The 15,717-nt window shown below is 70.7% G+C and carries 10 protein-coding genes; 8 read left to right on the top strand and 2 right to left on the bottom strand.

All coding sequences use genetic code 11. The features are described from left to right. Positions 1-9: 9 nt before the first annotated feature. Entirely contained in the window at positions 10-2,406 is a 2,397-nt protein-coding gene (locus tag FHR56_RS13320) for a TonB-dependent receptor (protein ID WP_160945454.1), read from the top strand. A gap of 545 nt (positions 2,407-2,951) precedes the next feature. Here FHR56_RS13320 and FHR56_RS13325 read toward each other — a convergent pair. After that, a complete protein-coding gene (locus FHR56_RS13325; RefSeq protein WP_160945453.1) occupies positions 2,952-4,934 on the bottom strand; it encodes a sigma-54-dependent Fis family transcriptional regulator in 1,983 nt (660 codons plus the stop codon). Positions 4,935-5,227: 293 nt separating this feature from the next. Then, the gene (locus FHR56_RS13330) at positions 5,228-6,160 is read right to left on the bottom strand and encodes a carbohydrate kinase family protein (protein ID WP_010343691.1); all 933 of its coding nucleotides are present in this window, start codon (positions 6,158-6,160) and stop codon (positions 5,228-5,230) included. Positions 6,161-6,420: 260 nt separating this feature from the next. Here FHR56_RS13330 and FHR56_RS13335 point away from each other — a divergent pair, with 260 nt between their 5' ends. The 7 genes from FHR56_RS13335 (at position 6,421) to FHR56_RS13365 (ending at position 15,463) form a co-directional block, all read left to right on the top strand. Next, a complete protein-coding gene (locus tag FHR56_RS13335; protein ID WP_010343692.1) occupies positions 6,421-7,467 on the top strand; it encodes a rod shape-determining protein in 1,047 nt (348 codons plus the stop codon). 169 nt (positions 7,468-7,636) lie between these two features. Further along, entirely contained in the window at positions 7,637-8,725 is a 1,089-nt protein-coding gene (mreC, locus tag FHR56_RS13340; RefSeq protein ID WP_160945451.1) for a rod shape-determining protein MreC, read from the top strand. Then, positions 8,722-9,207 carry a rod shape-determining protein MreD gene (gene mreD, locus FHR56_RS13345; RefSeq protein ID WP_010343694.1) on the top strand — a complete coding sequence of 162 codons (486 nt, stop codon included), beginning with the start codon at positions 8,722-8,724 and terminating at the stop codon, positions 9,205-9,207. Before mreC ends, mreD begins: the two co-directional genes overlap by 4 nt. Position 9,208: 1 nt before the next feature. Continuing rightward, complete coding sequence (gene mrdA / locus FHR56_RS13350; protein WP_160945450.1) at positions 9,209-11,269, top strand: penicillin-binding protein 2; 2,061 nt, start codon at positions 9,209-9,211, stop codon at positions 11,267-11,269. After that, positions 11,266-12,372: a rod shape-determining protein RodA gene (gene rodA, locus FHR56_RS13355; RefSeq protein WP_160945449.1), complete on the top strand. Its 1,107-nt coding sequence runs from the start codon at positions 11,266-11,268 to the stop codon at positions 12,370-12,372. Before mrdA ends, rodA begins: the two co-directional genes overlap by 4 nt. A 323-nt stretch (positions 12,373-12,695) precedes the next feature. Beyond that, positions 12,696-14,036: a virulence factor family protein gene (locus FHR56_RS13360; protein WP_160945448.1), complete on the top strand. Its 1,341-nt coding sequence runs from the start codon at positions 12,696-12,698 to the stop codon at positions 14,034-14,036. After that, on the top strand, positions 14,033-15,463 hold the full coding sequence (locus tag FHR56_RS13365; RefSeq protein WP_160945447.1) for a glycosyl hydrolase family 28 protein: 1,431 nt from the start codon (positions 14,033-14,035) through the stop codon (positions 15,461-15,463). The genes FHR56_RS13360 and FHR56_RS13365 overlap by 4 nt, the downstream gene beginning before the upstream one ends. The last annotated feature ends 254 nt before the right edge of the window (positions 15,464-15,717 follow it).

Genomic DNA, 15,717 nt, shown 5'->3' on the forward strand with positions numbered 1-15,717 from the left:
GGAACCGGCATGACCCTGACTCCAGGATGCAGCACCCCGCCGGCGAGCCTGCTCGCGCTGGCCGTCGCCACCGCCATCGGCGTGCTCGCCGCACCGGCGCGCGCGCAGACCACGGTCAACGCCGACGATGCGCAGATCACCGCGCTGGACCGGGTCGAGGTCACCGCCACGCCGATTCCCGGCACGCTGATCGATGCCGACCTGCTGCCGTACACCGTGCAGACCGCCAATGCCGACGACATCGCGCGCAGCCAGGCCGGCAACCTCACCGACTTCCTGCTGCGCGAGATGAACGGCGTGGACACCAACGAGGTGCAGGGCAGTCCGTTCCAGACCGATCTGACCTTCCGCGGCTTCCGCGCCTCGGCGCTGCCCGGCGCCTCGCAGGGCGTGTCGGTGTACCTGGACGGCGTGCGCATGAACGAGCCGTTCGCCGACATCGTCAGTTGGGACATGATGCCGGAGGCGGCGATCCGCAGCGTGGCGCTGATGCCGGGATCCAACCCGCTGTTCGGTCCCAACACGCTGGGCGGCGCGCTCGCCTTCACCACCCAGTCCGGCCTGACCGCGCCGGGCCTGCGCACCGACCTGTCGGTGGGCAGCGGCGCGCGCAAGCGCCTGGACGCGTCCTACGGCTACGCCGGCCGCGACGGCCTGCATGCCTTCGTCGCGGCCACCGGCTTCGACGAGAACGGCTGGCGCGACGCCTCCGCCGGCCGCCTGGGCACCGTGTTCGGCAAGCTCGGGCGGCAGGGCGAGCGTACCGACTGGGACGTGTCGCTGCTGCACGGGCGCAGCCGGCTGGTCGGCAACGGCCTGCTGCCCAGCCATCGCTACTCCGACGAGGGCATCGAACCTGGTTTGTATGAAGCCGACCGTGCCGCGGTCTACACCTCGCCGGACCTGACCCGCAACCGCAACACCTTGCTGACCGGCCAGTTCAACCATCGCTTCGACGAACGCACCGCGCTCCATGTGCTGGCCTACTACCGGCAGGGGCGCCGCGACACCGTCAATGGCGACATCAACGACGACTACGAAGACTTCGTCGACGACTGCGCCGATGGCTACGCTGCCGATGGCACGCCGCTGGATGCGGGTTGCACGGTCGCGCGTGCCGATGCCGACGCGCTGCACAGCGGCGTGCTCAACACCACGCAGATGCGCCAGCATGCCGAGGGCGTGGCGCTGAATCTCAGCCGCCAGGCCGGCGCGCATGCGCTGAGCATCGGCGCCACCTACGACCGCAACCGCGTGCGCTACCGCCAGTACGCGCAGGACGCGTTCGTGCAGGACGACCGCTCGGTGGTCGCCGATCCCGACGAGGACCGCGCGTTCTTCTCCGGCGTCGACGGCCGCAGCAGCACCCTGGGCCTGTTCGCCGCCGATACCTGGGAGTTGAGCGAGGCCACCCATGTCAGCGGCGCGCTGCGCTGGAACCGCGTCGCCGTCGCCAACACCCTGTCCACCGGCGACGACGGCGTGTTGCCGCGCGAGCGCTTCGTGTTCGCCAAGGCCAACCCCTCGCTGGGCATCACCCAGCGCCTGGGCGGCGGCGTCACCGCGTTCGCCTCGGCCTCGCAGAACAGCCGCGCGCCGACCGCGATCGAACTCGGCTGCGCCGACCCGGAGCAGCCGTGCCGGTTGCCGACCGGGCTGCAGGCCGATCCGCGCCTGGAGCAGATCGTCTCGCGCACCTACGAACTCGGCCTGCGCTGGAACCCGTCGCCGGCGCAGGCGCTGAACGCCTCGCTGTACCGCGCCGACAACCGCGACGACATCCTGTTCCTGCGCGCGCCCAATACCCAGCAGGGCTATTTCGACAACGTCGGCCGCACCCGCTACCAGGGCGCCGACCTCAGCTACCGCGGCAGCCGCGGCGCGCTGCGCTGGTTCGCCGGCTACAGCTACCTGGACGCCACCTACCGCAGCGTCGGCGAACTGCTCTCGGGCGAACGCACCGTGGCGCTGCGCCCGGGCACGCGCATCGCCGGGCTGCCGCGCAACACGCTGAAGCTGGGCGTGGAATGGCAGGCGCTGGCGCAGCTGGCGCTGGGCGCGGACCTGCGCGCGGTGTCGCGGCGCGTGGCCAGCGGCAACGAGGACGGGCTGGTCGAGGATCCCGAGGACGGCGAGGCGCCCGCGCGTCACGACCTGTCCACCGGCGGCTACGCCTTGCTCGACCTGCACGGCACCTGGCAACTCGCCGACGGGCTGTCGCTGTACCTGCGGATCAACAACGTGTTCGATCGCCGCTACGAGACCTATGCGGCGATCGCCGAGGACCTGTTCCCGGGCGGCGCCTTGGCGCGCCCACAGGACGCTGCGGTGGAGGACGGCCCCTCGCGCTTCGTCGCGCCTGGCGCCCCGCGTCAGTACCAGGTCGGCCTGCGCTGGCGTTTCTAGCGGGCGCGGTGTGGCGGGGCGCTGCGTGGGGCTCATCGGCTTCGTATCCTCCGCCTTGTCCACCGGCCGGGAGCTGGTCGGCTCCGGCGGCGGTCGCGGCTGAAGCCGCTCCTACAGAAGCGCTGCGCCGGTGACGAAGCGCGACCCGTTAGGAGCGGCTTCAGCCGCGACCTAGCAGCCGTGGAGCATTCGGCTTTGGCAGCAGTCGGGACTGACGTCCCTCCCACAGGGTGTGTCGCCCAATCGGCTTGCCTGCCGTTGTCGTAGGAGCGGCTTCAGCCGCGACCGTGAGGCCGAAAAGCTTCTGGCTTCGACAACAGCCGGGACTGAAGTTTCCGCCACAGGTTGTGCGGTCTCACCGACTCGCCGGCTGGTGTGGGAGCGACTTCAGCCGCGACATCGAAGCCAGACATCCTCCAGCCGCCTCAGCGGTCGGGATGCGAATACCGGCAGCACTCACGTCGCTACCGAATGGCAGGTCGCGACAGACGAGCCTGCATTCGCGACGCCCAGTAAGGTCCGCAAGGGTGCGACACCGCCTCGACTCACACCGTCGCCAACCCATGCTTGCGCAACTTGCGATACAGGGTGTTGCGGCTGATGCCCAGCGCATCGGCGGTGCGGCTGACGTTCCAGCGGTGGCGCTCGAGTTGCTGCTGCAGCACGCTGCGCTCGGCGCTGTCCAGGGCGACGCGGCCGGGCACGCCGTCGGCGGCGTGCGCATCGTCGCCGAGCAGGCACGGCCCGCTGTCGGCGTCGACGATCTCCTGCGGCAGGTTGGGGATGCGGATGACGCCGTCGGCGCACAGCACGGCGGCGGTGCGCAGCACGTTGCGCAGCTGCCGCAGGTTGCCGGGCCAGGCATAGCTGAGCAGCTTGTGCAGGGCGTCCTCGCTGATGCGCACCGGTTGCTCGCCGCTCTCCTCGCGCAACAGGGTGCGGATCAGTTCGGCCTTGTCGCTGCGCTCGCGCAGTGGCGGCAGGTGCAGCACCACGCCGTTGAGCCGGTAGTACAAATCCTCGCGGAAGCCACCGGTGCCGACCATCTGCGCCAGGTCGCGGTGGCTGGCGCTGATCACGTGCAGTTCCAGCGGCATTGCGCGGTCGCTGCCCAGCGGCGTCACGCTCTGTTCCTCCAGCACGCGCAGCAGGCGCGTCTGCAAGGGCAGCGGCATGTCGCCGATCTCGTCCAGGAACAAGGTGCCGCCGCTGGCCTGCAGCAGCTTGCCGTGGCGTCCTTCGCGCGCGGCATCGGTGAAGGCGCCGCGCGCGTAGCCGAACAGTTCGCTCTCGATCAGCGCTTCGGGAATCGCCGCGCAGTTCACCGCCACGAACGGCCGGTCGGCCCAGGGCGAGCCGCGGTGCACCGCCTTGGCGAATTCCTCCTTGCCGGTGCCGGTGGCGCCGCACAGCAGGATCGACACGCGGTGCTTGGCCAGCTTCAGCGCATTGTCCAGGTTGTGCAGCATGCGCGGATCGGAACCGACATGGTCGTTGGCGCGGCTGGCCTGGCTGTCCTCGCCGGCGGCGCGGGCGCGGCCCGCGGTACTGCGCGCGCGCGGCGGCTGCGCCAGTGCGAAGAAGCGGCGGCCGTGGCAGGCGCAGCGGATCGACCACAGGGTGCTGGCGTCGTTGCGTGCGCGCTGCTCCAGCGTATCGAAATCCAACTGCATCACCTGGGCGATGTCGTGCCCGACCAGCGCGGTGCGATCGGGCTTGCCCAGCTGTTCCAGCGTCGCCTCGTTGACCGCGAGCACGCGGCCGTCGCCGCCGACCGCGATCAGCGCCTCGTGCAGCAGCCCGGCGAACTCCGGGCGGCTGTGGAAGCGCAGGATCCACGCATGCCGGTACTGCTCCAGGAAGTAGGCGCGGGCGATCTGCGCCGCCGACATGCGCACCAGCGCGCCGGTATGGCATTGCACCAGCTTGGTGTCGCGCGCGTCGGGCGTGGAGGCATCCAGCACCCCCAGCAGCTGGCCTTGCGGATCCAGGATCGGCGCGCCGCTGCACGACAGCGGCAGGTGCCGCTCCAGGTAGTGCTCGCCCCGGTGCACGCTCAGCGCGCTGCATTCCACCGCACAGGTGCCGATGCCGTTGGTGCCCTGGTAGCGTTCGGCCCAGCTGGCGCCGCAGAACAGCCCGGTCTCGCGGAACGCGCGCAGCAGCGCCGGATCCTGCACGCTGTGCAGCACGGTGGCCTCGGTGTCGGCGAACACCACCGCGTAGCTGCCGCCGGCGATCTGTTCGTAGAGATTCTCCATCTCCACCTTGGCGATGCGCAGCAGCGCCTCCAGCCGCTGCTGGCGCTCGCGCAGCTGGCCATTGTCGTGGACCATCGGCGAGGGATGGGTGTCCGGGTCCAGGCCGTAGTCGTCGAGGCAGCGCCGCCAGGAGCGCGCCAGGGCAGGCGGCAACGGATCGATCTGGCGGAACCGGCGCATCCGCGCCAGCAAGGCGGACTCGGCCTCGGCGGCCGATGGCGCCAAGGCCGCGGCCTGCGGGAGGTTGGCTACAGTCAACTCCGACACGTGGCGCCCCTCGATCCGACCCCGGATCAGGCCGCCAGTGACGCACAATCGGGTGCCGCGCTCAAACCGCAGTGCAGCAAAAGCGGGGATTGGGGAATCGGGATTGGGGATTGGGGATTGGGGATTGGTAAGAGCGGCTACCTGGTGCCGATCCTGTTCCGCTCTGCGGCCAGAACGAAAAAACCGCGCGGTCGCGCGGTTCTTCGTGGCTTCAAGACGCCGGATTCCGCTTTGGCGAAACCCCAATCCCGATTCCCGGCTTTTCAGCAGCCGAATGGCTGATCATCCCAGCCTTACAACGCGTAGCCGAACTGCTGCTTGAACTGGTCGTTGAACTCGTCGAAGTCGAAGCGCTGGTTCTGCGTGCCCGGGTGCTCGACCTTCAGCGCGCCCATCAGGTTGCCCATGCGGCCGATGGTCAGCCAGTCGCAGCCGCGCTGGATGCCGAAGATCAGGCCGGCGCGGAAGGCGTCGCCGCAGCCGGTGGGGTCGACCACGCGGCGCTCGTGCGCCGGCGGGATGTCGTAGGTCTTCTCGGGAGTGTGCACCAGCGCGCCCTTCGGGCCCTGGGTGGTGATGTAGGCCTGCACGCGCGAGACGATGTCCTTCTCGTCCCAGCCGGTGCGCTCCTGCAGCAGGTTGGACTCGTAGTCGTTGACCACCACGTAGTCGGCCTGCTCGATGAACTGCCGCAGCTCCGGGCCGTTGAACAGCGGCATGGCCTGGCCGGGGTCGAAGATGAACGGCACGCCGCCGGCGCTGAATTCCTCGGCGTTCTGGATCATGCCCTCGCGTCCGTCCGGGCCGACCAGGCCCAGGGTCACGCCCGGCACGTCCTTCACGTGGTTCTCGTAGCTGCGCATCATCGCCCCGGGGTGGAAGGCGGTGATCTGGTTGTTGTCGTGGTCGGTGGTGATGAACGCCTGCGGGGTGAACAGTTCCTCAATCACCTTGACCCGCGACAGGTCGATGCCCAGTGCCTGGAAATGCTCGCGGTACGGGCCGAAGTCCTGGCCCACGGTGCCCATCGGGATCGGGTGGCCGCCCAGCAGGTGCAGGTTGTAGGCGATGTTGCCGGCGCAGCCGCCGAATTCGCGGCGCATCCGCGGCACCAGGAACGACACGTTCAGGATGTGCACCTTGTCCGGCAGGATGTGGTTCTTGAACTGGTCCGGGAACACCATGATGGTGTCGTAAGCGAGAGAACCACAGATCAGTGCAGACATCGGGCAGGCCTTGGCGGAGGGATGAGCCCGCATTCAGGCGGGCGAGGGGCGGGGTCGCCGCGGCGCAAAGGGTAACGGCTGCGGCCCGGCAGGGCCAGAACCACGATCCGCGGCGGTCCCGGCAATGCCGCGCAACGCGCGGTTTTAGCGAGAATTTTCCTTGCCCGCACCCAGGCGGATTGCTAGGCTAGCGGACTTCGTTTTCTGCCCATTTTTTCGCCATTCTGGCGACGGCGCGCGCCCCAGGACCCAATCCCCCGATGTTCAAGAAACTCCGCGGCATGTTCTCCAACGACCTGTCCATCGATCTGGGCACGGCCAACACCCTCATCTACGTGCGTGGCCAGGGCATCGTGCTGAACGAACCGTCGGTGGTGGCGGTGCGCCAGGACCGGGCGATCGGCGGCACCCGCTCGGTGGCCGCGGTGGGCGCGGAGGCCAAGCAGATGCTCGGCCGCACGCCGGGCCACATCACCACCATCCGCCCGATGAAGGACGGCGTCATCGCCGACTTCACCTACACCGAGGCGATGCTGAAGCATTTCATCAAGAAGGTGCACAAGTCGCGCTTCCTGCGCCCCAGCCCGCGCGTGCTGGTGTGCGTGCCGGCCGGTTCCACCCAGGTGGAGCGCCGCGCGATCAAGGAATCGGCCGAGGAGGCCGGCGCCCGCGACGTGTACCTGATCGAGGAACCGATGGCCGCGGCGATCGGCGCCGGCATGCCGGTGACCGAGGCGCGCGGCTCGATGGTCATCGACATCGGCGGCGGCACCACCGAGGTGGCGGTCATTTCGCTGAACGGCATCGTCTATTCGCAGTCGGTGCGCATCGGCGGCGACCGCTTCGACGAGTCGATCACCAACTACGTGCGCCGCAACCACGGCATGCTGATCGGCGAGGCCACGGCCGAGCGGATCAAGCTGGAGATCGGCTGCGCCTACCCGCAGGCGGTGGTGCAGGAGATGGAGATCTCCGGCCGCAACCTCGCCGAGGGCGTGCCGAAGATGATCAAGATCAACTCCAACGAAGTGCTGGAAGCGCTGCACGAGCCGCTGTCGGGCATCGTCTCGGCGGTCAAGCTGGCGCTGGAGCAGACCCCGCCGGAACTGTGCGCCGACGTCGCCGAGCGCGGCATCGTGCTGACCGGCGGCGGCGCGCTGCTGCGCGACCTGGACCGGCTGATCTCCGAGGAAACCGGCCTGCACGTGCAGGTCGCCGACGATCCGCTGACCTGCGTGGCCCGCGGCGGCGGCCGTGCGCTGGAGCTGGTGGACATGCACGGCAACGAGTTCTTCGCACCGGAGTGAGCGTGAGGCCGGGAATGGGGAATCGGGACCGGGGAATAGAATGGCCCCTCCGCCTCCGCAGCGCCGGCTCCGTCTCCACTCGCCTGCTCGCGCCCCGGCCTGATCGCGCCGGGAGTGCGCCATTGCTTTTCGATTCCCCACTCCCGATTCCCCAATTCCGGCTTTAACCGTGCCTCCTTACGCCGGTCCTCCCGTCACCGCCCGCCCCGGCGAATCCGCCAGCACGCCGCGCCTGCTGGTCTACCTGGCGCTGGCGCTGGTGCTGATCGTGCTCGATGCGCAGGCCGACTGGCTGGCTCGCCTGCGTAGCCAGGCCACGGTGCTGGTGCAGCCGATCTGGGCGCTGGCCGGCCTGCCCGGGCGGCTGGGCACCCAGGTGCAGGAGAACGCGGCCAGTCACGCGCAGTTGGTCAAGGAAAACCGCGCGTTGCGCAACGAACTGCTGATCGCCAAGGCGCGCCTGACCCGGCTGCAGACCGCGGCGCTGGACAACGCGCAGCTGCGCGAACTGCTGGGCGTGGCCGAGCGCCGCGGCCTGGACGTGCAGTTGGCGCCGATCCTGGACATCGACCTGGACCCGACCCGGCAGCGGCTGGTGCTCGACGCCGGCAGTCGCGACGGCGTGCACGTCGGCCAGGCGGTGATCGACGCCGGCGGCCTGATGGGCCAGGTGATCGCGGTGACCCCGCTGCATTCCACCGTGCTGCTGCTGACCGATCCCGACCACGCGGTGCCGGTGACGGTGGCGCGCAACGGCGTGCGCCTGATCGTCTACGGCCGCGGCGGCAGCCTGGAGCTGCGCGATATCCCGCTCAGCGCCGGGGTCGAGGTGGGCGACGAGATCGTCACCTCCGGCCTGGGCGGCCGCTTCCCGGCCGGCTTCCCGGTCGGCACCATCTCCGCCTTGCGCCCGGACGACACCCATGCCTTCCTGGTCGGCGAACTGAAGCCGGCGGCGAAGCTGGACCGCGGGCGGGATGTGTTGTTGTTGAAGCCGGGACCCGGGGCCCGGGACCCGGGGCCCGGGGACGAGCAAAAGCCGATGCAGGGCGCTGGTGGCGTGGCGGCGTCCACGGCTGCGTCGCCTGCGCGCTCAGACGGCGCCCGGCCTGCTGCAGCGCCTCCGACGCAGAGCGGTACGCCCCAGATCGACGCTTCGGCAGCCCCGGCGACCAACTCGCAGCCCGCGGCTTCTTCCCGGGTCCCGGGTCCCGGGTCCCGGGTCCCGACTGCGGCTCCAGCGGAGTCGCAGCCATGAGCCGCCTGCGCAGCAAAGGCTGGGTGCTTCCGGTCAGCGTGATCGTGGCGCTGTTGCTGGGGTTGATGCCGTTGCCGCTGGTGGTGCAGCCGCTGCGGCCGTACTGGCTGGCGCTGGTGGTGGCGTACTGGGTGATCGAGACGCCGGACAAGGTCGGGCTGGGCTTCGCCTTCGCGGTCGGGGTGCTGGCCGATCTGCTGTACGGCGGGGTGCTGGGCGAGCAGGCGCTGCGGCTGGTGATCCTGAGCTTCATCCTGCAGCGCTTCCGCGCGCGCATCCGCTTCTTCCCGATGTCGCAGCAGGCGCTGGCGATCGGCGGCCTGCTGGTCAACGACCGCATCGTCGCCGCGGCGGTGCACCTGGCGGTCGGCGAGCCGACGCTGCCGTGGAACTACTGGTGGGCGCCGCTGCTGGGCATGGCGCTGTGGCCGCCGCTGTTCGTGCTGCTGGACGCGCTGCGGCTGGGCCGGCGGAGCAAATAGCATGGCCCTGCATCCGCGCCGCGCGCAGAAGAACCCGCACGCCGAGGCCGAGCAGTTCCGGCGGCGCGCGGCGCTGGGCTTTCTCGGCGTGCTGGTGGCGTTGCTGGGCCTGGGCGGCTGGTACTTCAAGCTGCAGGTGCTGGACCACGACGTCTACGCCACCCGCTCCGACGCCAACCGCATCAAGCCGCGGCCGGTGGTGCCCGGGCGGGGCATGATCTACGACCGCAACGGCCGCCTGCTGGCCGAGAACGTCCCCGCGTTCCGGCTCGACGTGACCCCGGACAAGGTCGCCGACATGGACGCGCTGCTGGCCGAGCTGGGCAAGGTCATCGCGTTGTCGCCGGAAGACATCGAGCGCTTCCAGGCCGCGCGCAAGGCTAGCCGCAGCTTCCGCCCGATCACCCTGAAGCTGCGCGTCAGCGAGGAGGAGCGGGCGCGCTTCGCGGTGGACCGCTGGCGCTTCCCGGGCGTGGAGCTGGAGCCCTACCTGACCCGGCACTATCCCTACGGCGACCTGTTCGCGCACGTCATCGGCTACGTCGGCCGCATCGACGAGAAGGACCTGGAGGCGCTGGGCGAGGGCAACGCCGCGCTGACCCACATCGGCAAGTCCGGGCTGGAGCGCTATTACGAGGAGGAACTGCGCGGCAAGGTCGGCTACGAGCAGGTCGAGACCAACGTGCAGGGCCGCGCGATCCGCACCGTCGGCCGGGTGCCGGCGCAGTCCGGCGCCGACCTGCGCCTGTCCATCGACGCCGACCTGCAGCGCGCCATGGTCGCCGCGTTCGGCGACTACCAGGGCTCGGCCATCGCCATCGATCCGCGCACCGGCGAGATCCTGGCCATGGTCAGCCTGCCGTCCTACGACCCCAACCTGTTCGTCAACGGCATCTCCCACGCCGATTTCCAGGCGCTCAACAGCGACCCGTCGCGGCCGCAGTTCAACCGCCTGGTGCTGGGCGGCGTGGCGCCCGGCTCCACCATCAAGCCGTTCATGGGCCTGGCCGGCCTGGACAGCGGCACCCGCCGCCCGGAGGACAAGATCCTCTCCACCGGCATGTTCTACCTGCCCGGGGTCAGCCGCGGCTGGGGCGACTCGCACCGCGGCGGCCACGGCTGGACCGACCTGCGCAAGTCCATCGCGCAATCGGTGAACACCTACTACTACAAGCTGGCCATCGACATGGGCATCACCAAGGTCGACCAGTACATGACCCGCTACGGCTTCGGCGTGCCCACCGGCATCGACCTGGTCGGCGAGACCGGCGGCATCGTGCCGTCGCCGGCGTACAAGGCCAAGAGCCGCAAGGAAGCCTGGTACCCCGGCGACACGGTCAACATCGCCATCGGCCAGGGCGACTGGAAGGTGACGCCGCTGCAACTGGTGCGCGGGGTCGCCGGCATCGCCGATGGGCAGTTGCGCACGCCGCACCTGGTGATGGCCACGCGCCAGGCCTTCGACCAGCCGTGGGCGCCGGTGCAGCCGGGCACGAGCAAGCCGATCAGCGACAACCCCAGCAATCTGCAGGCGGTGCGCGAAGGCATGATGGACACCATGCGCCCGGGCGGCAGCGGCTATTCCATCACCGTCGGTGCGCCGTATCAGATGGCCGGCAAGACCGGCACCGCGCAGGTGGTCAGCCGCAAGGGCATCGCCGCGGTCGATCCGCGCAGCCTGCCGATGCACCTGCGCCACCGTTCGCTGTTCGAGGGTTTCGCGCCGGCCGAGCGGCCGACCATCGCCCTGGCGATCGCGGTGGAGGGCGGCGGCTACGGCGCCAGCACCGCCGCGCCGATCGCGCGCAGGATCTTCGATGCCTGGTTGCTCGGCCGGCTGCCGCCCGGGGTCGAGCCGCTGGACAGCCTGCGCGGCGCCACCGCGTTCGGCAGCCACCTGTACTACGCCGAGGATCCAGGCTCGCGCGCCGCCGCCGATGCGGTGGCGCTGGCCGCCGGCGAACGCCCGGTGCTGATCGGCCAGGCCGAGGTGGATGCCGCGGCGGTGCCGCTGCCGTCCGCGCCGCCACCGATCCCCGACGAGATTCCGGACGAGCGATGAAGGATTTCCTGCGCTGGCTGGTCGAGATCGGCGGCCGCTTCACCCGGACCCTGGACTGGCCGCTGTGCCTGGCGCTGGGCGCGCTGATGGCGATGGGGCTGGCGGTGCTCAAGAGCGCCGGCGGCATGCACCTGGTGATGGCGCAGGGCGCGCGTTTCGCGATCGGCGCGGCGGCGATGTGGAGCCTGTCGCGGGTGTCGGCGTTGCGTCTGCGCGCCTGGACCCCGCTGATCTACGCGCTGTCGATGCTGCCGCTGCTGGCGGTGTTCGTGCTCGGCACCGGCAAGTACGGGCGGCAGTGGCTGGACCTGAAGGTGTTCTACCTGCAGCCGGCCGAGTTGCTGAAGATCAGCATGCCGATGATGGTGGCCTGGTACCTGCACCGCATGCCGCTGCCGCCGCGCATCCCCACGGTGCTGGTCAGCGCGGTCATCATCGGCATTCCCACGGCCTTGATCATGCTGCAGCCGGACTTCGGCACCGGCGTGCTGATCGCCGCCAGCGGCGGCTTCGTGCTGCTGCTGGCCGGTTTGCCGTGGTGGTGGGTGGGCATCGCTGTCGGCGGCGTCGCCGCGGCCGCGCCGGTGGCCTGGCTGTGGCTGCTGCGGCCCTACCAGAAGGACCGCATCATGATGTTCCTCAACCCGGAGAACGATGCGCTCGGCGCCGGCTGGAACATCATCCAGTCCAAGATCGCGATCGGCTCCGGCGGCCTGCACGGCAAGGGCTGGGGCCTGGGCTCGCAGTCGCACCTGAACTTCATTCCCGAGCAGACCACCGACTTCGCCTTCTCCGTGCTCAGCGAGGAGTTCGGCTGGATCGGCGTGGCCACGGTGCTGACCCTGTACCTGATTGTGATCGGGCGTTGCCTGTGGATCGCCTCGCAGGCGCGGGATACCTTCTCGCGGCTGCTGGCCGGCGCCACCGGCCTGGCGTTCTTCGTCTACGTGCTGGTCAACGGCGGCATGATCTCCGGGCTGCTGCCGGTGGTCGGCGTGCCGATGCCGCTGATGAGCTACGGCGGCACCTCGGCGGTGTCGCTGCTGGCCGGGCTGGGCCTGGTGATGGCGGTGAAGGCGCACCGTCCGGTGCACGGGTACTGAGCCAGCGGTACGGCGGCGGCGCGCGCTGGCTTAACCGCACCCTCGAGGCAGGTTGCCGCATGATTGCGGCGCGTGTCGCGCTTGCGCACAATGCGCGCCGATGCCACGTGACGCGCGCCGCTCCCCCCGGCCCACACGCGTGCAGGAACTTCCGGGTAGGCAGGTGCGACCCCGCGCATCCATCCCAGCCCACATCGCCGAGGCACCCACGCAGCGCATCCGCCGATCCGGGCCCCGGCCCGTCCGTCCGCGTCGTCCGCCGCTCCCTCGCCGTTCCCGTGGTTGTCCCGATGCTCGGCGCTGGCCGAGATGGATGCGTGTCGATGAAATTCCTGCGCGTGTTGCTGTTGACGAGCGTGGTGCTGGGCCTGAGCGGCTACGCACTGCTGCGCTATTACTTTCCGCCGGGGGCGCTGCATGCCCGCGGCTATGGCCGCGCGACCCTGGTGCATCCGCAGGGCGCGCCGCAGGGCCTGGTGATCCTGCTGGCCAGCGGCAGCCCGGCGCAGCGGCAGGCCGCTGCGCAGCGCATCGCCGCCAGCGGCGCGCTGGTCGCGGTGGTCGACGGCCAGCGCTATCTCAAGCACCTGCGCCGTGGCGGCCACGGGTGCGACAAGGCCTGGCACGACGCCGAGCAGTTGAGCCGGCGGCTGCAGCGGCAGTTGCACGGCGACAACTACTACCTGCCGTTGCTGGCCGGCACCGGTACGGCCGCCACGCTGGCCGGGCGCATCGTCGGGGCCGCGCCCACCGCGACCCTGGGCGGCGCCATCGGCGTGGCGCCGGCGCCGACCGAGGTCTGCGCCGGCACTGCCGCCGCCACCCCGGCGCAGGGCTTCGTCGACACCGTGGCGGCGCCGGCCGACGGCGGCGTGGATGCCGCGCTGGCGGCACGGGTCGCCGCGCACCTGCATGCGCGCGGCCGCGGCGGCGCGTTGGACGACCTGCCGCTGACCGAACTGCCGTCGAACATCCCGGGCGCGCCGCTGGCCATCGTGCTGTCCGGCGACGGCGGCTGGCGCGACATCGACAAGGGCATGGCCGAGGCCTTGCAGCGCCGCGGCGTCGCCGTGGTCGGCTGGGACAGCCTGCGCTACTTCTGGCGGGCCAAGCCGCCGGCGCGGGCCAGCGCCGACCTGAGCCGGGTCATCGCCTATTACCAGCAGCGCTGGCGGCCGCAGAAGATCCTGCTGGTCGGCTATTCCTTCGGCGCCACCACGCTGCCGTTCATGGTCAACCGGCTGCCGCCGGCGCAGCGCGAGCAGGTCGGCTTGGTCGCATTGCTGGGCCTGGAGCACAAGGCCGATTTCCAGATCCGCGTGCGCGGCTGGCTCAATCTCGGCGACGCCGACGACGCGCTGCCGGTGCTGCCGGAACTGGCGCGCATCGCCCCGGCGCAATTGCTGTGCGTGTACGGCGACAAGGAAACCGACACACTCTGCCCGCAACTGCGCGCACGCGGCGCGGAGGTGGTGGTGTTGCACGGCGGTCACCATTTCGACCAGCACCCGGCCGGGCTGGCGACGATCGTCGACGACCGCTGGCAACAACTGTCCGCCGATGCGCAGCCCATCGCCGAATTGCGAACGCCGCCGCACCCCGCGCCGGCCGCAGCGTCGCCCTCGGCCACGCCGCAGCCAGCGCAGGGCGCACTCCGGCAATGACCTCACCCATGCGCGCGGCGCTGCTGCTCGGCGGCCTGCTCGCCGCCGCTGCGTGCGGCAGTAGGGCGGCGACCGGCGATTCCCGCCGTGTCGTCGAACCGCGCCTGCCGCCGCTGTGCATGACCCTGGACGCGAGCTTGCAGGCACAGCAACGCCGCTTCGCCGATGCGCAGGAACGCAACCCACCGGACACCGCGCGCATCCAGGCCGCGCTCGACCGCTGCGCCGACGGCGCGCACGGCATGGTGCTGCTGCGCGCCGGCCGCGGCACGGCCTTCCTCAGCGGGCCGTTGACGATGCGCAGCAACACCACGCTGGCGATCGACAGCGGCGTGACCCTGTTCGCCTCGCGCCAGCCCGCCGACTACCAGGTGCCCGGCCGCAGCGCCTGCGGCCAGGCGGCGACGCGCAGCGGCAGCTGCCGCGCGCTGATCACGCTGCAGGGGCGCGCCCTGGGCGTGATGGGCGTGCGCGACGCCGCCGGCCACCAGGGCAGCATCGACGGCCGCGGCGACCTGCCGATGCTCGGCGGCAGCGACAGCTGGTGGCAGTTCGCGCGCAGCGCCAAGGCCGCCGGCCTGACCCAGAACGCCCCCGACCTGATCCGCGCCCAGGACGTCGCCGATCTGCAGCTCTACCACCTCAACCTGCTCGACGCGCCGTACTTCCACCTGTTCGTGCACGGCGGCGACGGCGTCACCGTGTGGGGCGTGCGGGTCAGGGCGCCGGCCAACAGCCCCAACACCGACGGCCTGGATCTGGACAGCGTGCGCAACGCGACCCTGGCCGACAACGACGTGATGGCCGGCGACGACGGCGTCGCGATCAAGACCAGCGCGGCGCGTTCGGCCGACATCACCGTGCGCGACTCGCGCTTCTACGGCACCCACGGCATCTCCATCGGCAGCGAGGTGATGTACGGCGTCGGCAACGTGCTGGTGGACGGCAACAGCGTGGTCGGCCACGACGCCGACGGCATCGTCGCCACCGACAACTACGGCCTGCGCATCAAGACCGGCCTGGGCAAGGGCGGCCCGGTGCGCGACGTGCTCTACCGCAACACCTGCCTGTTCGGCGTGGCCAGGCCGCTGGTGATCACGCCGCTGTACGGCCACGACCACGGCGGCAGCAAAAGCGACAGCGTGCCCAGCTTCACCGGCATCGTGGTCGATGGATTGCGCGCGCAGGACACACCCGCCGGCAAGGGCAGCACGGTGCAGGGCTACAGCGCCGCGACGCCGCTGGACCTGGTGCTGGCGCACGTGGCCGCCGACGTCACCGCCCTGCATGCCAGCAACGCGCGCATCGGCGTGGACCAGTCCAACCTGCAACCGGGCGAGGACAGTAGCGCGGCCGCCACTTACGCGACCACGCTCGCAGGCTCGGTCCCGGCCTGCGCGCATGCGCCGGTGTTTCCGGCGCTGTAGCCCGCTGCGCTCTACACCTCGTGAGTCCCGGCTGGTTGTGCGAGACGCGACCAGGGGCGAATGCGCGGCGAGGGCGGTCCATGCCCATGCTGCTCGCGCGCTCCGTTGCGCGGCCTGCCGTCCGCTCGTTGCGAGAGCGCTATCACGCGGAGAATCTTGCGCCGCGCGGACGGGCGCTCCGGGCCGGCGTCTCACGTTGCGGCAGCGGCAACCCCGGAAGTGCAGGGAGCCCCAGGGAGAGAATGCTGCAGGCG

The organism is Xanthomonas sp. F10 (assembly GCF_014206815.1).
Classification (GTDB): Bacteria; Pseudomonadota; Gammaproteobacteria; order Xanthomonadales; family Xanthomonadaceae; genus Xanthomonas_A; species Xanthomonas_A indica.

What these genes read in the sequence shown, in the direction of transcription:
- FHR56_RS13335 (WP_010343692.1), top strand. Translation starts at nt 6,421, where the DNA reads ATGTTCAAGAAACTCCGCGGCATGTTCTCCAACGACCTGTCCATCGAT.
- FHR56_RS13330 (WP_010343691.1), bottom strand. Translation starts at nt 6,160, where the DNA reads ATGTCTGCACTGATCTGTGGTTCTCTCGCTTACGACACCATCATGGTG.
- mrdA (WP_160945450.1), top strand. Translation starts at nt 9,209, where the DNA reads ATGGCCCTGCATCCGCGCCGCGCGCAGAAGAACCCGCACGCCGAGGCC.
- FHR56_RS13320 (WP_160945454.1), top strand. Translation starts at nt 10, where the DNA reads ATGACCCTGACTCCAGGATGCAGCACCCCGCCGGCGAGCCTGCTCGCG.
- mreD (WP_010343694.1), top strand. Translation starts at nt 8,722, where the DNA reads ATGAGCCGCCTGCGCAGCAAAGGCTGGGTGCTTCCGGTCAGCGTGATC.
- rodA (WP_160945449.1), top strand. Translation starts at nt 11,266, where the DNA reads ATGAAGGATTTCCTGCGCTGGCTGGTCGAGATCGGCGGCCGCTTCACC.
- FHR56_RS13360 (WP_160945448.1), top strand. Translation starts at nt 12,696, where the DNA reads ATGAAATTCCTGCGCGTGTTGCTGTTGACGAGCGTGGTGCTGGGCCTG.
- FHR56_RS13365 (WP_160945447.1), top strand. Translation starts at nt 14,033, where the DNA reads ATGACCTCACCCATGCGCGCGGCGCTGCTGCTCGGCGGCCTGCTCGCC.